Here is a 17,702-nt window from a genome sequence, read left to right as displayed (position 1 = left end):
GGTGTAGGTCGTGGTGTGGATCGGGTAGCCGAGGAGGCTGCGGAACTCACGCCTTGGAGGCCGTCATCGCGGCCCCGACGATCCCGGCGTTGTTCCGAAGCGTGGCGGGGACGATCTCGGCCCTGATCCCCTCGACGAGCGGGAGGAACTTGTCGGCCTCGCGGCTGACCCCGCCGCCGATGATGAACAGGTCCGGCGAGAAGAGCATCTCCACGTGCGCCAGGTACTTCTGCACGCGGCGGGCCCAGTGCGCCCAGCTCAGGTCCTCGTCCTCCTTGGCCTTGGACGAGGCGTGCGTCTCCGCGTCGCGGCCGTGCAGCTCCAGGTGCCCGAGCTCGGTGTTGCGGACCAGGTGGCCGTCGGTGAAGACCGCGCTGCCGATGCCGGTCCCGAAGGTCAGCAGGATGACCGTGCCGTCCCGGCCGCGCCCGGCGCCGAACGTCATCTCGGCCAGGCCGGCCGCGTCGGCGTCGTTGAGCACCGTCACCGGCAGGCCCAGCCGGGCGCCGAGCAGCGCGTGGGTGTCCAGGCCGATCCATTTCTCGTCCATGTTGGCGGCCGTGCGGGTGACCCCCGCGGTGACCACGCCGGGGAACGTCAGGCCGATCGGCCCGGTCCACCCGAAGTGGCCGACCACCTCGGCGACGGCGTCCGCGACGGCGTCGGGAGCGGACGGTTGCGGCGTCAAGACCTTGTAACGCTCGGCCGCGAGCTCTCCACTGTCCACGTCCACGGGAGCGCCCTTGATCCCCGAACCGCCGATGTCCACGCCGAAAGTCTGCACGGACACGACGATAAGGCCCGACGGCGACAGCCGCAGCCGGACCTGCCCCGACGAGGCACGTGTCACAAAGTCGCGGGCTGTCTCGACTCGGGTCGTGAAGAGGCCAGCGGAACCAAGAGCTGAACCAAGAGCTGCTGGACCAAGAGCTGGATCAAGACATCGAGGGAGAGACCCGTGAACGTGGCACTGTGGATCGCCGCCGTCCTGCTGGCGGCGGTCGCGCTGACCGGCGGCGTGCTGAAGTCGTTCGTGCCCAAGGCCAGGCTGGCCGCGCAGCACGGCGGGGAGTGGGTCGAGGGCGCCAGCGTCGGCTTCGTCAAGGGCATCGGGGTCCTGGAGATCCTGGCGGCGGTCGGCCTGATCGCACCGCGGGCGGTCGGCGTCGCGCCGGCCATGGTGCCGGTCACCGCCTTGTGCTGGGTGCTGCTGATGATCGGCGCGATGATCACGCACGGCCGGCTCGGGCAGAACAAGTTGGTGCTGGTGAACCTGGTCTACCTCGCGCTCGCGGTGTTCATCGCGCTGGGCCGGGTCTGAACTGATGTTTCCCTGTCAGCCCGGAAGCGATTGCCCTGTCAGCCGGGAAGCCCCAGCAAGAACTCCGGGTACAGGTTCACCGTCTGCTCGATCAGTCCGTGCAGCCCGGCCGTGTACTCGATGAACTCAGTAGCCCCGCCGATCTCGTCGACCGTCGCGTGGAGCCCGTCGATCAGCGGCCTGACGATCCCCGCGAACGCCCGCAGCCACCCCGGCTCGGTCAACCGTGCCGCGAACTCCTCCCGGGCCGCCGCCGAGTCCGCACACCCCACGAGCAGCTTCTCCGCCACCGCGCGTTCCGCCTCGGACAGCGACTCCAGATACCGCACCACCATGTACGTGGCCGTGCCGTTGCGCAGGTCCTCGTACCGGCGCGATGCGATGTCCCGCTGGTCGTTGGCCAGCTGCCGCAGGACGCCGAACCGCTCCCCGAAGTCGCGCAGCGCGTCCACCTGCGCCGGGGCGCATCCGGCCAGCACCGCTCCCATCGCCGCGGCCATGGCGTAGGGCGCGCCGGTCTTGCCGCGGTAGCCGGCCATCACCTCCTCGGCGGTGGCCGTCGCCGCGGTCGATGACAGGTCTGCGAGCTGCCCGGCGATCGCCCGGTGCCAGCACCGCGACAGCTCTTGGCGCAGCAGCAGCGCCCGCGCCGGATCGTCGCGGCAGGCGTCGTCCAGGACCGTCGCCGACAGGTGGCAGGCGATGCCGACCACCGCGAGCAGGTCCCGGTCGGCCTCGGAGGCGGCGACGGCCCCCGGCACGGCGTCGGACAGGTCGTCCAGGTAGCGCGCCGACACCCACCACAGCACGTGCGCCATCGCGGCGGGCTCCGCGGCCGCCGGCTCGCCGGAGGACAGCCCGTGTACCAGGAACGGCAGGGCCACGATGCCGTCGACCGCCGGCCCCGAGCCGCGTGCGGCGAGCCGGTCCAGGAAGCCGATCAGCGCGTCCCCCATCGCGCGGTCGGCCATACCGCCGGGGCCGGTCGAAGCGGTCAGCTGCTCCCCCAGCTCCCGCAATCGCCACAGCACGCCGGCCGAATTCCAGGCAGGTGCCTCCGTCGTCACGTCCTTCTCCCCCCGGCCCGGGCCGGCGCGGAACCGGCCGCCCCGCCAAGCGCCTTGACAGGGTCCGTGAAATTTTCATCCATGCATCGACAATCAGTTCGCTGAGACGCTAGCGTACTGAGATGAATCAAGCCAGCAGCCTTATTCACACCAGCTGATATAAGGTCCTGGCCTGAATCAGGCCATGGTGCGACCCGGGGGGGGTCTTGGCTTGGCGCGCTCGCGCGCCGCAAGGGGGGAGGTACGCCGGTGGCCGACATGAGCCAACGGTTCGACTGGCGGCAGGCGATCACACCCGCGCTGTTCGGGATCGGCCTGGTGGTGAACGTCGCCGGGTTCGCGCTCGTCCTGCACCACCACGACGAGCCCGGCCGCGCCTTCGCGCTGGTGTTCATCGCCGCCAACCTGCTGTGGCTGCTCGCCGAGGCCCCGGTCAGCCTGGGCCGGCCCGGCGCGCCGCCGCGCGAGGTGGCCACGCTGATCGCCTACGGCCTCACCCGGTTCGCCACGGTCGCCGCGGCCCTGTTCATCATGCCGCTGGGCACCGAGTCGCCGATCCGCGAGGCGATCGCAGCCGCGGTGTTCATCGGCGGCGTCACACTGCGCCTGGTGGCCATCAGGACCCTGGGACGCTTCTACTCCCACCACGTGATCCGCCACGACGAGCACGCGATCGTCTCCTCCGGCCCGTACCGGCTGATCCGGCACCCGGCCTACGCCGGCATGCTCCTCGGGCACGCCGGCCTGATCGTGTTCTTCTTCAACTGGCCGGCACTGGTGCTGCTGGCCGGGCTGGCCGGCGTCCTGTCCTGGCGGATCCGGGTCGAGGAGCGCACCCTGCTGGTGCTCCCGGCCTACAGCGCCTACGCGGCTCAGCACGCGCGCCTGCTGCCGGGGGTCTGGTGAGCCTGCCGACCGGAGTGCCCAGGCTGGACGCGGACGTCTGCGACACGCTGCTGAGCACCACGCGCTCGGTCCGCCGAGGCATGGATCTGGACCGTCCCGTGCCGCGAGCCGTCGTCGAGGACTGCATCCGCCTGGCGCTGCAAGCACCGAACGGCGCCAACCGGCAGGACTGGCGCTGGGTGCTGATCTGCGATCCGAAGCGGCGCGAGCAGGTCGCCGAGATCTACCGGAAGGCCTTCCACGGAAGGTACGGCGACACGTCCGCGGAGAACGGCGTCCTGCGCGACGCCGGTGAGCTGGCCGATCGGCTGCATCGCGTCCCGGTGCTGGTCCTCCCGTGTCTCCAGACCGGCAAGCCGCTCCCGGCGGGCAATCAGGCCGGCGTCTGGACGTCGCTGCTCCCGGCCGCGTGGAGCTACGCGCTCGCCGCGCGCAGCCGAGGGCTGGGGACCACGCTCACCACGGTCCACCTCGGTCTGGAGGCGGAGATGGCCGACCTGCTGGGTCTACCGGAGCACGTCCACCAGGGGCCCCTCATCCCGACCGCCTACGCCCTCAGGACGACGTTCGGGCCCGGCCGACGGCGCCCGCTGGAGGAGGTTCTGCACGTGGACGGCTGGCAGCCCGAGCCCGTGACGACGGCCGGGGAGGCGGACCGGTGACGGCACCCGCTGACACCCGACTCCACGTCCCAGCCCTGCTCCACGGCAAAGCCCTCCTCGATCCGACCGCCGCCGGCCACAAGTTCTCCCGCCTCGCCGAATTGCGCACCGCCGGATTCGCCGTCCCCGACCTGTTCGCCGTCCCGGCGTCCGCCTTCGACCGGGCGCTCGCACCGGCGCTCGCCGACCTGGACGCGCCGCCGACCGCCGCGGTATCCGAAGACGTACGTCGCTGGAGTGAGAAGGCGCGCGCCGCTGTGCTCTCCCTCCGGGTGGACGAAGAACTCGCCGATGCCGTTCACACCGCGTTCGACGACGTCATCGGTGCCGACGGGCTCGCCGCCGTCCGCGCGTGCGTCGTCCCCGGGCCGGGCCAGCATGGTGAGGACAGCGCGGCCGATCCCTTCGCCGGATTGAGTGACAGCTTCCTGTATGTCCCGCGCGCCGACCTGCTCCGGCGGATCGTCGGATGCTGGGCGTCCGCCTACAACGCCGAAGGCGTCCTGTACCGGCTGCGGCGCGGCAGCGACCCCGGTGCGGTGCGCGTCGCGGTCGGCGTGCAGCGGATGGTGCTCGGCGCCAGCTCGTTCGTCGCCTTCACGCGCGATCCGCGCGACGGCGCCGACCGCGTGGTCGTGGCCGCGGCGTACGGCATCGGCGAAGGCGTCGTCCAGGAGCGCGCCGACGTCGACCACTACTTCACCGAGCGGGCCACCGGCGCGGTGCAGAAGGAGATCGCGGTCAAGCGCCGCATGGTCGGCGCGCCCCTGTTGACGGACAGTGACAGCCCCGAGAGCCCGGCCGAACCGGCGGAGTGCGAGGTGCCGGCGGAGCTGGCCGAGCAGCCGGTCCTGCCGGACGACGCCTTGGCCCTGGTCGTGGAGACGGCCCGCCGGATCGAGGAGCATTTCGGCCGTCCCCAGGACATCGAAGGCACCTTCGACGCCGACGGCGCGCTGTGGATCGTGCAGTCCCGGCCGCTCGCGGAACTTCCCGAGCAGGTGGTGTGGAGCAACCACAACATCACCGAAAGCTATCCGGGAGTCTCCTGCGCGCTGACGTACTCGCTCGCGCGCGACTTCTACAAGACCATCTTCACCGACCTCTACCGCCGCATGGGCATCCCCGAGGCGCGGCTGCGGGAGAATGCGCACCACCTGGAGCGCATGGTCGGCCTGCACGAAGGCCGGGTCTACTACCGGCTCGACGCCTGGTACGCACTGCACGGCATGATGTCCGAGTTCGAATTCGTCCGGGGCTGGTGGGAGCACTCGATGGGGCTGCGGCCCCAGCCGGGGATGGACCTGTCCCCCGGCTGGCGCGGCCGGGCCCTGCGCACCGCGCCAGGCACCGTGCGCCGCAGCGCACGCCACTTCCGCCAGGTACGTGGGTTCCTCGCGTGGTGGGACCGGACCGCCGCCGAGGCCGGCGACCTGGAATCCCTCGACGCAGAGGCGCTGATCGCGTTCTACCGGGGCCTGTGGGCGGAGGTCGGCGCGCAGTGGGGTGTCACGCTGACCAACACCGTCCTGGGCATCTTCCCCGCCGCGGGCTTCGAAGGCCTGCTGCGCCGCTGGACCGGGTCGCAGCACCGGGCACTGTTCGGCGCGCTGCTGGCCGGCGGCCCGGAGAACCGCACGCTGGCCGGACTCCGCGGTGCCTTGGAGCTGTCGGACCTGATATGCGCCCGGCCCGAGGCCCGCGACCGGATCCTGAACGCCGCGAGCGCTGCGGAGGACGCCGCGGTGTGGCAGGAGATCGTCGACGGCGAATACGGGCCCGAGATCGCGGACGCGGCGCGGCGCCAGCTGCGCCTCTACGGTGACCGGGCCGTCGGTGACCTGAAGCTCGAACAGTTCACGCCGCGCCAGCGGCCGGGGATGATGATCGACATGCTGCGCCCGCACCTGCGGCAGAGCACAGGCACGAGCACTAGCTCAGGCTCAGGCTCAGGCTCAGGCTCAGGCTCAGGCTCAGGCTCAGGCTCAGGCACCAGCACCAGCACCAGCACCAGCACCAGCACCAACGCGGGCGCAGGCACGAGCACCAGCGCAAGCACGAACACGAGCACAAGCACGAGCTCAGGCACGGGCTCAGGCACGAGCACGGGCGCAAGCTCAAGCACGAGCACCAACGCAGGCACGAGCGCCGAGGCCAGCCGCGCCGATGAGCGGAAGGTTCGCGCCGACGGCGAACGCGAGCTGCGCGAGCACTGCCGCAACCCACTGCGGCGCGTGATCATCCGGGCCTTCGCCTCCCGGATGCGGGCCCACCTCAAGGCCCGCGAGGACACGCGGTTCTGCCGTACCGAGCTGTTCGGCCTCTCCCGGCGAGTGCTGCTGCGCCTCGGCGTCCTGCTGGCCGGCGCCGGGCGGCTCGACGACCCGCGCGACGTCCTGGATCTGACCGTCGAAGAGGTCCTGGGAGCGTTCGACGGGACCCTGCCGGGCAGCGACCTGCGCGCGCTCGCAGCCCTGCGCCGCGCCGACCGGGAACGCTGGGAGGCGCTGCCGGTGCCGCCGTCGCGGCTGGTGAGCGTGGCGGGACGGCCGCTGGACCCGGCGCGCCCGGCGACCGCCACTCCTGCGGACGGCGACGCCCTCGACGACGAGAACCTGCTGCGCGGCCTGGCCTCCAGCGCCGGCGTGGTCCGGGCGCGGGCCCGCGTGGTGCTGGACCCGGACGTGCCCGCCGACACCTGCCGCAACGCGATCCTGATAGCGCGGGAGACCGACCCCGGCTGGCTATTCCTGATGACCGCGGCCCGCGGGCTGGTGGTCGAGCGCGGGACGCTGCTGTCGCACACCGCCGTCACCGGCCGGCTTCTCGGGGTCCCCACCGTGGTCGCGGTCGACGGGGCCACCACCCGCATCCCCGACGGCGCCCTGGTCGAGCTCGACGGCGCGGCGGGCACCGTGCGGATCCTGGCCGAGGAGACTGCGGGTCGAGGCGGAGGTGCGCCGATCCCGCCCGAGCACGCAGCCGGCCAAGGCGATCCGGCAATCCTTGGCGAGGAAGCAGCCAGCCAAGGCGGTGCGCCGACCCGCGGCGAAGAAGCAGCCGGTCGAGGCAACCCGGCAATCCGCGGCGAGGAGGCAGAGCCTTGATAGCCCGCCTGCGCCGCTACGTCCGAGGCAGCTTCCCTCCGGCGCTCTACCTGCCCTACGCCCTGGCCTGGGCGCTCGGCGGAACCGCCATGTTCGCCCTCGGCCAGCGCTTGCAGACCCGCATCGACACCTGGCGGCCGGGCTGGGCCACGCTCGCCACAGTGGCGTCGTTCACGGTCCTGCTCCTGATGGTCCGCGCCGTCGACGACCTGCGCGACCTGCACTACGACCGGATCCACAACCCGCGGCGGCCGCTGGCGTCCGGCGCCGTCGCCGTCCGCGACCTCGGCGTGCTCCTCGGAGCCGGGGCCGTCGCCGTCCTGCTGCTCAACGCCCCGCGCGGCCTGGCCTTGGCCGGTGCGGCCTCGGCGCTGCTCTACCTAGCCCTACTCCTGGCCGCCGACCGGCTGGCGCACTGGCCCTCCGGGGACGCGCTCGTCGTCAGTGCCCTGATCAGCCTGCCGGTGCAGCTGCTGCTCGGCGGCTACCTCTACACCGCGCTGCTGCACGACACCCACCGGTCCGCCGGGACCGCCGCGCTTCTGCCGCTGGCCACCATGCTCGCGGTCTTCACCCACCTCGAACTCGCGCGCAAGACCACCCGCGCGCCCAAGCCCGGCGAGCGCTCGTACGTAACCGTGTTCGGCGTCGAAGCGACGGCGCGCGCCGCGCTCGCCTCCGCTGCCGTCGCGACGGTTCTCGCACTGCTGCTGGTCCGGCCGTGGAGCGCCGGTGCCGAGGCCGGATGGCTCGTCCTGCTGCCGGCCGCGCTGCCGGCGCGGGGCGCGCTGCGGTTCTGGCGCGACGGCGCCGAGCGCTGGCCGGCGGCCGATGCGGGGTTCTACCTCCTTGCGGCGTTCACCGCCTTCCTCGTCGTCGATCTTTTGGAGAGGCACGCACCGTGACCGACGAGCCCGACAAGCCACCGCTCTTCCCGTTCCCCCATCCGCACAGCTCACGGCCGCCCGCGCGATTCGCCGAGCTGACCACCGAGCCGGGGCTGCCCCGCGTGGTGCTGTCCAACGGCGCGTCGGCGCTGCTGGTCAGCCGGTACGCGGACGTGCGCGCCGTGCTGTCCGACGACCGGTTCAGCCGCGCCTCGTTCAGCGGCAAGCCGATGTTCGCGCGCTCCAACGCATCGCTGGCGCTGGCCACCAGCGACCCGCCGGTGCACAGCCGCCGGCGGCAGGCTGTCGCCAGCGAGTTCACGGCGCGGCGCGCCCGCGAGACGGCGCCGTGGCTGCGGGAACTCGCCGCGTCCAGCGCTCGGCGGCTGCGCACCCTCCCTCAGCCCGCTGACCTGGTCGAGGAGTTCACCGTCCCGTTCGCCCTGCGCACCGGCGCCGAACAGCTCGGCCTGCCGTACGACGACGCGGTCAAGCTCCGTCCGGCCATGGCCGTGATGATGTCGTTCGGCAGCCACACCCCCGAGGAGGTGGCCGCGGCCCACGCCGAGGTGCACGGGTATTTCGGGGACCTGGTCGCCCGGCGCCTCGCCGACGCCGACGCCGACAACGAAGCCACCACCGGCACCGGCCGCCCGAACGACGACCTGCTCACCCGGCTGCTCCTCGGCAAAGGCGCCGACCGCCTCAGCCACGAAGAAGTCGCGGTCTTCGGAGCCGGGCTGCTGATGGCGGGTTTCGACACCACCTCGCGGCAGCTCGCGATGGCGGTGCTGACGGTGCTGCGCGACCCGGCGCTGACCGCTCGCCTGCGGGAGCAGCCCGAGGCGCTGACGCCCGCGCTGGAGGAGATCCTGCGCTGGAGCTCGCTGATCGCGACCGGCGGCGCGGCCCACGTGGCGCTGGAGGACGTCCAGCTCGGGGACGTGCTGGTGCCGGCCGGGGAGGTGGTGGTGCCGCTGACCGCCGCCGCGAATCAGGACGCGTCGATCTTCGCCGCGCCGGACCGCTTCGACCCGGGGCGCGAGGACAACCCGCACATCGCCTTCGGCCACGGCCGCCACTACTGCCTCGGCGCGCCGTTGGCCCGGCTGCAACTGGAGGTCGGGATGTCCGCGCTGCTGGCGGAGTTCCCGACACTGCGGCTGGCCGTCCACGAGGACCAGATCCCGTGGACGACAGGCCAGTTCATCCGCGGTCCGCTGGCGCTGCCGGTGCGGTGGGACGGCGCGGGGTGGCCCGGGGTGGCTTCCTCGACCGAGGAAACCGCCGTGGGGGCGTCCGGATGCCCGTGGTCCCCAGACACAGGAAGCGAGGAACCATGAATCCTCCGTCCGCCGCAACGCCGATCGTCCTGGTCGGCGACCGCTTCGACCACTTCATCGCCGCCGGCCTAGGGGTCGGCGTCACCGCTTTCGCCGAGGCCGTGGGCCGCGGCGCGTACGACGACCTCGCCGAGCCGGTCCAGGTGCACCTCGGGCAGGGCCTGGACGAGGCCGCGGTCGCCGACGCCGGCGGGGCCGTCGAGCGCCGGGGCCTGGCCAGACGGCTGCTGCTCGACCCTCGCGACCTGCCGACCCCGGTCGAGGCGCGCGCGGTGCACAAGCACGACCCGCGCAACGTGCTCCTCGCGGACTTCGAGTACTGCGGCCCCTACACCTTCGAGGCCTCCCTGCGCCTCCACAACGACAACGAACTGCTCCAGGACCACCAGGCCGGCGCACACCTGCAGGGCATGGTCCTGATCGAAGCCGCACGCCAGATGTTCCTGGCGGTGTGCGAGCTCGGCTACCTGCGCCCCTGGCCGGACCGGAAGTTCTCGTTCCTGCTGACGCAGGTCGACACCCACTTCGAGCGGCTGGCGTTCCCCCTGCCGCTCCGGATCCGGCTGACTGCCCACCGCGCGGACACCCAGGACATGAACCGGATGGTGTTCGACACCGAGACCCGGTTCGTCCAGGGCGGGCGCGAGGCGGCCACGACCAGGGTGGCCGCCCTGGTGCGACCGCTGGAACGGACCACGCCGGTCGAGCTGCGCACCGCGCAGACGGCGATCGCGACCATGGAGAAGGCTCGGCCCCTGGCGGGGCGGTGAAGCTTGGGGACCGGCGTCGGTCACCGCCGACGCCGCCTCTCCACCCTCAGATCCACTCCCACCGCGCGCCGAGTATCCCGGGCCGGATGTCGGGCACCACGATGTGAATGGCGCGATGGCTGTCGACCGTGAGCTCGGCGCTCTCGTCGATCGGCCCCTCGGTCCGACGCGCCGCGAACCGCTGGCAGCGCACCGGGAGCGCGTCCGGGTGGAAGCGGACGTAGAGCACGAACATCCCGCCGGCGAAGCGGTACCCGTTGAAGTGCTGGCAGCATTCGATGTCGCTGTGGGGGCGGATCGTGTATCTGAGCACCTGCGTCTCACCGGCCCTCAGCGAGCGGTCGAACAGCAGCTCGGTCAGAACTGAGCGAGTCTGCGCGTGCCGCCGGACGCGTCCGATCCGGCAGCCGTCCCCGACTTCGATCTCGATGGCGTCGGCCACCGTCCCCGGATCACCGCTGTAGATCATGAGCGCCCGGTCCACACCGTCGTAGTGCGCGCGCAGCACCCAGATGACCTCCACCTCGACCAGCTCGCGCCGAGCCCCGACCGTCACCGAGTTGTACTCCGCGACGATGTCCAGCTTGCCGGCGGCCGGGCTGTCCAGGTCGGCGATCTGCCGGCCGAGGTCGCCGGGCACCCGGACGATGTCGGCGAACGGGTTCGGCCACTGGCCGGTGCGCACGGCGAAGCCGCGCGGCTTCGGCGGCCCGAGCAGAACCGTCAGCGAGTGCGGCGGCAGGCCCAGGATTCCCTCCAGCGCGGCCACCGCCCGCAGCGATTCGGGGCGCTCGGGACGCCGGATGCCGCGCTGCCAGTAGCTCAGCGTGGTCACGCCGACGTTCAGACCGCTGTCGACGAGCCGGTTGCGCAGCCTTTCCAGGCTCAGGCCGCGGGCGGCTATCGCCGTGCGCAGCGCGACGTCGAACGGCCCCGTGTTCAACGCCGCCGCCACCGCGGCCTCCACGGCACCGGTCTTGTCGGGTGGTGCCATCAGACCTCCGGTTCGCGGCCGTTCGGCGGTTGGCACAGACGAGATGGCGAGCGCTACCGACCCGGTGTGAATATACCGGCCTACCCGTGCTCCTTCCATGCACGTGCCTTGATCAACCGTGCATTGGCGCACGTCGGGACGGACGCCGGGGTTCGCCGCGGGAGGCGGTCGTTCACAGGCGTTCCCGTTATGTGAACGGCGACGCCGCAGGGTCCTGTTCGAGCAGGTCGCGCGTCCCTATCTTTCGGTCGAAGGCGGCCGCCTCTTTCCACCGTTCGATCCCCCAACAGCACATCCACCGCCACCGCAAGGAGACTGGAATGGGAGCAAGAACTCCGCTGCGCGCGCCGACCCGGCGCGGCACCTTCGTCGCGGCCTGCACCGCGGTCCTGGCCTTCGCGTTCGCCACCACCGCGTCGGCCGCCGAGCTGGGCATCGACATGCAGGTCCAGCAGCAGGACGAGTGGTGCTGGGCCGCCTCCGGCGACACCATCGCCACGTTCCTGGGCCACGGCACCGACCAGAACTCGTTCTGCGACCTCGCCATCGGCCAGGACACCTCGCAGCAGTGCCCGAACCAGCCGGGGCAGCTCGCCTGGGACCAGAACGCCTTCCAGTCCCTGGGCATATCGCCCGGCGTGGAGAGCGGCGCGGTCGGCTTCGACCAGATCGTGTCGGACATCGACGCGGGCCACCCGCTGGAGACCGGCATCTCCTGGACGGCCGGCGGCGGCCACGCCGAGGTGATCTACGGCTACGACTCGGCGAGCCAGACCATCAGCTTCGGCGACCCCTGGCCGGACGACCAGCGGATGAACCAGATGGACTACAACAGCTACGTCAGCAACGACCAGTTCACCTGGGACGACACCCTCTCCCAGATCGGAGCGTGAGACGACAATGCGCGCCACCACCGTGTTCTCCCTGTTCTCGCTCCGCAACCTGATCGGCGCCTCGGCCGTGGCCGGAGCCCTCGTCGTCGCCGTCGCCCCGCTGAGCTCGGCGGCCACCGCCACCCCGGCCGTCCCCGGCGTGTCCGGCACGGACGTCTCCGCCGCGAGTCAGGCGGCGGCGACCCCGGCCGTGCTCCAGCGGCTCGGCGGATTCTTCGCCCAACTGGGCCCGGCCGGCACCCCGCTGACGGTCCACGCCGCCGCCCCGGCGCAGGCCGCCGTCGCCGCCCAGGCGCCACACCTGGTCGGTGCCACGGTGCCGGTGTACTACCTCAACCCGGCGTTCGTCACGGCGAAGTACGGCACGGCCGCGGTCGCCAAGCAGGAGTTCATGGCCACCGCGGCGGTCTCGGCGTCCGGCCAACGCGCCTCGGTCTGGACCGCCCGCAGCGCGGCCCACCCGAATGTCTGGACCGAGTTCAACATCGCCTCGGGCAGCACCGAGACCGACATGGCGGCAGCCGCCGCCAAGCTGGGCCCGGGCGCGATCGCCTTCTACGAGCCGCAGATCCACGCCTGGTACGGCCTGCTCAAGGACCGCGTCTCCCCGCTGAACGACGACGCGGTCCGCTCGGTGGGCACCACCGGCATCTCGCTGCTGGGCTACCAGCGCCTCGTCCACGGCCGCTACGCCGACAAGGTCCCCGGCACCGCGTACGCGGACCAGCACCTGCTCGGCGGCTTCAGCCGCGGCCCGGCGAAGGCCGCGAACGGCGGCGGCAGCACCGAGATCGCGGTCGGCGCGGCGAGCGCGGCGGTGCTGGCCGGGCTGTACGGCATCGGATTCGCCGTCCGCCGTCGGCGCGGCACCACGTTCGACGCCGACTGAGGAGACAGTGGGCAAAAGCGCTGAGTACGAACACTGAGTACGAACATTGAGAGAAGCGGCCGCGCGGGAAACCGCGCGGCCGTCTCGGCGGTCTCGGCTGTCGGCAAAACCCGTGTCAGTTTCAGTGATTTCACCGTGGACGGCCTCAAATCCACGGTGGTGGACTGTCCGCTCCAGCGCGCGGTGCTGGTGGCGATGACAGGACAGGGGGACGGGCATGCTACGCGGGAAATCGGGACGTGTCGCACAGTTCGCGGTGGGATCCGCGGTGCTGACGATGCTGGCCGCGGCCTCGACGGGCTGCTCGAGCAGCGGAAGCGGCTCGAACTCGGCGCAGGCTTCGCCAAGTACGAGCACCGCCACATCGAGCAGCACCGCCGAGATGACCGCACCGGCACCGACCACCCCGACCACAACGACTGCGGCTCCCACGTCGACTCCGGCGCCGACGACCAGCGCCCCCGCCACCTCGGCCTCGGTATCGCAGTCGACCGGCAGCTATCTCAAGACTCTGCTACCGGCCACCGACACCGAAGCCATGCTGGGCCTGGGTCCCAGACTGCCGACCGGGTGGACGGCACATCCCGAGGACGAGACGGACAGCGGACCCGCCGCCACAGCCCCGGCACCTTCTCTGGTCAGCGCCGACACCTGCGACTACCTGATCCACCCGAAGACCACCGAGGCCGGAGGTCTCGACCTGGCCGGCGGCCTGAGCGTGGCCACCGCCTCCGAGTCGCTGGGCTCCGGCACCGCACCGGTCGGCCTGGCCCTCTACGCCTACCACCCCGGCGACGCGGCCAAGTCCCTCTCCCAGATCCGCCAGAATCTCACGGCGACGTGCGCCGAGTTCCGCGAGATCATGACCGGCGGCGATTCGGTGGACGTCTCCGTCTCGGCGACCCCGGTCAGCGGCCTCGGCGACGAGGCGCTGCTGGTCAAGGTCACGCCACAAGGCCCCTACATCGACGAGGAGAACCTGTTGGTGCGCCACGGCAACCTGATGCTGTCGCTGTGGTCGCTCAACGTGTACGGCAGCCTCCCGGACCTGTCCCCGGTGGCCACGGCGCTGATCCGCAGCGCCGGCTGACGGCCGCCTTCGCGCCGCCGCTACGACGACTCGCCGAGGTCGCGCGCGAGCCAGGCGGGCGTGTCGAAGCGGATCGCCGGGACGCCGACGAGCGCTGCCAACAACTCCTCCAGGCGCTCCAGCTCGGCGGCGCCGATCTGCCGTTCCCAGCCGTCGCGCAGTTCGTCGAAGATCTGCTCGCCCTGCTGCAGCACCTCGAAGCCGAGGGCCGTCACCTGGAGTCGCTTGCGGCGGGCGTCGAGGGGATCGGTCTCGCGGGTCACGTAGCCGCGTTCCTGCAGGACCGCGATGGTCTTGGCCGCCGCTTGGCGGGAGACCGACAGGCGTTGGCTGAGCCGTGTGGCGTCGTCGGCGCCCGCGGCGATGCCCCGCATGGCGAAGTCGTGGACCGGGCGCACGTCGGGGAATCCGCGGCGGGCCAGTTCTTCGGTCGCGCGGTCCACCAGCGTGCGGAAACCGCCCAGGAGGAGAAGCGCTAAATCGGCGCCGGAGCGGGACACTGCAGCAGTCTAGGGAGCGGGTTGCGGTTAGGCAACCCGGTTGCCTACTATTGAGCAACCGGGTTGCCTATTCGAGGAGACGCCATGGCGAGTCCATCGAGCCCATCGAGCCCATCGACCCGACCCATCCCACCGACCGGCGCGACGATCCCCGAGGTCACCCACCACCGCGTCGAGCTGAACGGGACCACGCTGCACTACGTGGCCGCCGGCTCCGGCGGCACCCCGGTCCTGCTGGTCCACGGGTTCCCCGAGACCTGGTGGGCCTTCCACAGGCTCATCCCGCTGCTCGCCGAGCAGCACCGCGTGTTCGCCGTGGACCTGCGCGGCTTCGGCGACTCCGGCAACGGACCGGGCACCTACGACAGCGCCACCGCCGCCGAGGACCTGCACCTGCTCATCGAGCACCTGGGGGTGGGTCCCGTCCACCTCACCGGCCAGGACATCGCCGGGGCGACCGTGTTCCGACTCGCGACCGTCCACGCGCACGACGTGCTCAGCCTCACCGCGATCGAGACCGGGCTGCCGGGCTTCGGGATGGAGGCGCTGGCCGACGTCACGCACGGCGGCGTCTGGTACATCGGGGCACTCACCGCCCCCGGCATCCCCGAGATGCTCCTCACCGGCCGCGAGCGCGAGTTCCTGGCGCGGTTCCTGTTCCCGGCGCTGACCGCGGTCCCGGGCGCGGTCACCGACGCCGACCTCGACGAGTTCGTCCGCACGTACGCGCGGCCCGACGGCTGGCGCGGAGCGACCGGCCTCTACCGGTCGATGCTCAGCGAGAGTGCCGACATCAGGGCTCTGGCACAGGCGCCGGGGCTGAACGTGCCCGTTCTCGCAATCGGGGCCCGCGCGGGCTCCTTCACGTCGGCCACCATGACCCAGGCCGCGTCGACCCAGGTCAGCTCGGTCTCGCTGGACGGCGTCGGCCACTACGTCGCCATGGAGGCTCCCGAAGACCTGGCCAAGGCCATCGCCGAGTTCACTGCGAGCATCGACCGATAGCACGCGACCGAAGCGGGCCGGACGGCGTCGGCTGACGAAGTGCGCCGCGAACTCGCCGCGGAGGTGAAGAGTTGCCGCTACGCTTCGCACACCGCTTCGCAAAGCGCTCACCCACACACCCAGCTTTGGAGCAGCCCACAATGACCTCCCCATCGATACGCAGGCCGCTGGCGCTCGGCGCCGTCCTGGTCAGCTCGGTGAGCGCGATATCCGCGGTCGTCCCGACCGTCGCGCAGGCGACCACCTACGGCATGCCGGCGCCGGCGAGCCCGGTGACCGTCACCGTCGGCAACCAGGTCCATGTGGTCGGGGGCGGGGTGATCGGGTTGCCCGCCGGGGCGCGTGACGTCTCCTGGTCCGGCAACGGATCGCGGCTGGCCTTCATCGGCGCCGACGACGGCGTCTACACCGCGGACGCGGACGGCTCGCACGGCGTGCTCATCGCGGCCCCGGAGGCCGCGGCCGGGATCCGGGCGCACACGGCCTGGTCCGCCGACAGCCGTTCCGTCATCTGGTCTCAGCAGGATGAGTCCCGCTCGGGGTTGCCGACCTTGGTGCAGGCACCCAGCGATGGATCGTACGCCGACGCGCAGCTGCCGCCGGACCCGGTCGTGGACGCCGCGGCGCTGGCCGCCGCCGGGCTGCCGACCGATGTCGGGATGCGCGACCCCGATGTCGCGGCCGACGGGTCGATCGTGTTCCAGACCTCCTCCGAGTACACGAGCCCCAGCCCTCAGGGCGTCGCCGTCATCACCTGGAACGGCACGAGTGCGAAGGTCACCCAGGTCCTGCCCATCCCGTCCCAGTCGTCCACGATGGGCACCGACCGGCACCCGTCGATCTCGCCGGACGGGAAGACGGTCGTGTTCACCGGCCAGGTGCACTACGACGAGCTGTTCACCTCGACCCGGCAGGCGGACGGCAGCTGGTCGGCCCCCAAGCAGGTGACGTTCGACCGGTACGGCGGCGTCGACTACGTCGACCACACCGGACCGGTGTTCGAACCCGACGGCAAGACCGTCGCCTTCCGCCGCTCCGACATGACGAATCCGAGCTCGCCGGTCAACGGCACCTACACGGTCGACGTCACGGTGTCGGTGCCGCCGACGGTCTCGGTCGACACCCCGACGAACCCTGAGACGAAGATCTCCGGCGACTACGGCGACGTGGCCGTGCGCACCGACGCCAAGACGGCCGTCGTCCGCATCGCGGGTGCCGACCGCGTCGACACCGCGGTCAGGGCCTCCCGCCAGCTGTGGGCCACGGTCGGCGGCGCGAACGACCAGCGGGCGAGCGCCGACTCCGTCACCTTGTCCCGGTCGGACCTGTTCGCCGACGCCCTCGGCGGCGCGGGGCTGGCCGCGCACAAGAACGGACCGCTGCTGCTCACCGACACCAAGACGTTGTCATCGGAGACGCAGACGGAGATCCGGCGGGTCCTGCGCCCCGGCGGCACGGTCTACCTGCTCGGCGGACCTGCGGCGATCTCTGACGGCGTGCTGCACGCCCTGGCCGGCCTGGGATACCACCCGGTGCGGATCAGCGGTGCGGACCGCTACGCGACGGCGGTGAAGATAGCCCAGGCGGTCTCGGCCAATCCGACGGAGATCCTGGTGGCGACCGGCGTGAACTATCCCGACGCGCTGTCCGCCGGCGCGGTGGCCGCCTCGCTCGACGGCGCGGTCGTGGTCCTGACCGACGACACCACCATGCCCAAGCCCACCGCCGCCTACCTGAACGGCTTCAACCTCGGCGGCGGCACCGACGTCGTGACCGTCGGCGGCCAGGCCAAGCAGGCGGTCCAGTCCGGCAAGTGGACCACCCGGGGATTCTCCTTCGCGGCGCTGACCGGCAAGGACCGTTTCCAGACCTCGTATCTCGTCGCCCGCGCCTTCTTCGGCGGCGCCGAATCGGTGGGCCTCGCGACCGGCACCGCCTGGCCCGACGCGCTGTCCGGCTCGGCGTTCCTCGGCCGCACGTACGGCCCGCTGCTGCTGCTGAATCCGGCCGTCGGCCTGTCTCCGGACGACAGCGGCTACATCAACGACAACCGGGGATCGCTGGGGCTGGGCGTCGTCTTCGGCGGTGACGCCGCCCTGCCGTCCGGGGTCGACGCCCAGCTCACCGCGGCGATCGGCGGACCCGCCGGGACGGTCACGATCCCCGCCTCGAGCCCTCCGAGGGCAGCCGCGGCCAGGGTTCCGGCGAACGCGGTCGTGGTGCCTCAGCCGTAGCGGAAGTGCCCCACGCAGGTGCCCCACGCAGGCG

16 protein-coding genes are annotated in these 17,702 nt (G+C 71.9%); 12 read left to right on the top strand and 4 right to left on the bottom strand.

The genetic code is table 11. From position 1 onward, the window contains the following. Positions 1-46: 46 nt before the first annotated feature. Positions 47-784 (bottom strand): polyphosphate--glucose phosphotransferase, encoded by a 738-nt coding sequence (gene ppgK, locus ABH920_RS17985; protein WP_370350152.1) that lies wholly within the window; start codon positions 782-784, stop codon positions 47-49. Positions 785-958: 174 nt separating this feature from the next. Between ppgK and ABH920_RS17980 the strand changes: the two genes are divergently transcribed. After that, positions 959-1,321 (top strand): DoxX family protein, encoded by a 363-nt coding sequence (locus ABH920_RS17980; protein ID WP_370350151.1) that lies wholly within the window; start codon positions 959-961, stop codon positions 1,319-1,321. A 38-nt stretch (positions 1,322-1,359) separates the two neighbouring features. On the opposite strand, the gene ABH920_RS17975 is transcribed toward ABH920_RS17980, so the two are convergent. Continuing rightward, positions 1,360-2,388 carry a polyprenyl synthetase family protein gene (locus ABH920_RS17975; RefSeq protein ID WP_370350150.1) on the bottom strand — a complete coding sequence of 343 codons (1,029 nt, stop codon included), beginning with the start codon at positions 2,386-2,388 and terminating at the stop codon, positions 1,360-1,362. Positions 2,389-2,646: 258 nt separating this feature from the next. Between ABH920_RS17975 and ABH920_RS17970 the strand changes: the two genes are divergently transcribed. The 6 genes from ABH920_RS17970 to ABH920_RS17945 are packed head-to-tail and all read left to right on the top strand — an operon-like array spanning position 2,647 to position 10,063. Then, complete coding sequence (locus ABH920_RS17970) at positions 2,647-3,294, top strand: isoprenylcysteine carboxylmethyltransferase family protein (RefSeq protein WP_370350290.1); 648 nt, start codon at positions 2,647-2,649, stop codon at positions 3,292-3,294. Beyond that, a complete protein-coding gene (locus tag ABH920_RS17965; protein WP_370350149.1) occupies positions 3,291-3,956 on the top strand; it encodes a nitroreductase family protein in 666 nt (221 codons plus the stop codon). Before ABH920_RS17970 ends, ABH920_RS17965 begins: the two co-directional genes overlap by 4 nt. Then, positions 3,953-7,063: a PEP/pyruvate-binding domain-containing protein gene (locus ABH920_RS17960; RefSeq protein WP_370350148.1), complete on the top strand. Its 3,111-nt coding sequence runs from the start codon at positions 3,953-3,955 to the stop codon at positions 7,061-7,063. The genes ABH920_RS17965 and ABH920_RS17960 overlap by 4 nt, the downstream gene beginning before the upstream one ends. Then, positions 7,060-7,968 (top strand): hypothetical protein, encoded by a 909-nt coding sequence (locus tag ABH920_RS17955; protein ID WP_370350147.1) that lies wholly within the window; start codon positions 7,060-7,062, stop codon positions 7,966-7,968. Before ABH920_RS17960 ends, ABH920_RS17955 begins: the two co-directional genes overlap by 4 nt. Beyond that, positions 7,965-9,293, top strand: coding sequence for a cytochrome P450 (locus ABH920_RS17950; RefSeq protein ID WP_370350146.1), 1,329 nt, complete (start codon positions 7,965-7,967; stop codon positions 9,291-9,293). Before ABH920_RS17955 ends, ABH920_RS17950 begins: the two co-directional genes overlap by 4 nt. Continuing rightward, positions 9,290-10,063, top strand: coding sequence for an AfsA-related hotdog domain-containing protein (locus tag ABH920_RS17945; RefSeq protein ID WP_370350145.1), 774 nt, complete (start codon positions 9,290-9,292; stop codon positions 10,061-10,063). Before ABH920_RS17950 ends, ABH920_RS17945 begins: the two co-directional genes overlap by 4 nt. Before the next feature lie 46 nt (positions 10,064-10,109). On the opposite strand, the gene ABH920_RS17940 is transcribed toward ABH920_RS17945, so the two are convergent. Further along, positions 10,110-11,057, bottom strand: coding sequence for a hypothetical protein (locus ABH920_RS17940; protein WP_370350144.1), 948 nt, complete (start codon positions 11,055-11,057; stop codon positions 10,110-10,112). A gap of 320 nt (positions 11,058-11,377) precedes the next feature. Between ABH920_RS17940 and ABH920_RS17935 the strand changes: the two genes are divergently transcribed. From ABH920_RS17935 to ABH920_RS17925, 3 genes are all read left to right on the top strand, one after another. Further along, positions 11,378-11,950 (top strand): papain-like cysteine protease family protein, encoded by a 573-nt coding sequence (locus ABH920_RS17935; protein ID WP_370350143.1) that lies wholly within the window; start codon positions 11,378-11,380, stop codon positions 11,948-11,950. A 7-nt stretch (positions 11,951-11,957) separates the two neighbouring features. Further along, the gene (locus ABH920_RS17930) at positions 11,958-12,839 is read left to right on the top strand and encodes a hypothetical protein (protein ID WP_370350142.1); all 882 of its coding nucleotides are present in this window, start codon (positions 11,958-11,960) and stop codon (positions 12,837-12,839) included. Positions 12,840-13,056: 217 nt separating this feature from the next. Next, complete coding sequence (locus ABH920_RS17925) at positions 13,057-13,929, top strand: hypothetical protein (protein WP_370350141.1); 873 nt, start codon at positions 13,057-13,059, stop codon at positions 13,927-13,929. 20 nt (positions 13,930-13,949) lie between these two features. On the opposite strand, the gene ABH920_RS17920 is transcribed toward ABH920_RS17925, so the two are convergent. Continuing rightward, positions 13,950-14,429: a MarR family winged helix-turn-helix transcriptional regulator gene (locus ABH920_RS17920; protein WP_370350140.1), complete on the bottom strand. Its 480-nt coding sequence runs from the start codon at positions 14,427-14,429 to the stop codon at positions 13,950-13,952. Positions 14,430-14,513: 84 nt separating this feature from the next. Here ABH920_RS17920 and ABH920_RS17915 point away from each other — a divergent pair, with 84 nt between their 5' ends. Both ABH920_RS17915 and ABH920_RS17910 read left to right on the top strand, forming a co-directional pair. Next, entirely contained in the window at positions 14,514-15,434 is a 921-nt protein-coding gene (locus tag ABH920_RS17915; protein WP_370350139.1) for an alpha/beta fold hydrolase, read from the top strand. A gap of 140 nt (positions 15,435-15,574) precedes the next feature. Continuing rightward, positions 15,575-17,668 carry a cell wall-binding repeat-containing protein gene (locus tag ABH920_RS17910; protein WP_370350138.1) on the top strand — a complete coding sequence of 698 codons (2,094 nt, stop codon included), beginning with the start codon at positions 15,575-15,577 and terminating at the stop codon, positions 17,666-17,668. The last annotated feature ends 34 nt before the right edge of the window (positions 17,669-17,702 follow it).

This window comes from Catenulispora sp. EB89, from assembly GCF_041261445.1.
Classification (GTDB): domain Bacteria; phylum Actinomycetota; class Actinomycetes; order Streptomycetales; family Catenulisporaceae; genus Catenulispora.
Note: the sequence above shows the minus strand (reverse complement) of the source record. Positions and strands in the feature narration are given on the sequence as shown.

Bases quoted from the DNA above. Each gene is read 5' to 3' on its own strand.
- ABH920_RS17935 (WP_370350143.1), top strand. From the start codon at position 11,378: ATGGGAGCAAGAACTCCGCTGCGCGCGCCGACCCGGCGCGGCACCTTC.
- ABH920_RS17945 (WP_370350145.1), top strand. From the start codon at position 9,290: ATGAATCCTCCGTCCGCCGCAACGCCGATCGTCCTGGTCGGCGACCGC.
- ABH920_RS17930 (WP_370350142.1), top strand. From the start codon at position 11,958: ATGCGCGCCACCACCGTGTTCTCCCTGTTCTCGCTCCGCAACCTGATC.
- ABH920_RS17910 (WP_370350138.1), top strand. From the start codon at position 15,575: ATGACCTCCCCATCGATACGCAGGCCGCTGGCGCTCGGCGCCGTCCTG.
- ABH920_RS17970 (WP_370350290.1), top strand. From the start codon at position 2,647: ATGAGCCAACGGTTCGACTGGCGGCAGGCGATCACACCCGCGCTGTTC.
- ABH920_RS17915 (WP_370350139.1), top strand. From the start codon at position 14,514: ATGGCGAGTCCATCGAGCCCATCGAGCCCATCGACCCGACCCATCCCA.
- ABH920_RS17940 (WP_370350144.1), bottom strand. From the start codon at position 11,057: ATGGCACCACCCGACAAGACCGGTGCCGTGGAGGCCGCGGTGGCGGCG.
- ABH920_RS17925 (WP_370350141.1), top strand. From the start codon at position 13,057: ATGCTACGCGGGAAATCGGGACGTGTCGCACAGTTCGCGGTGGGATCC.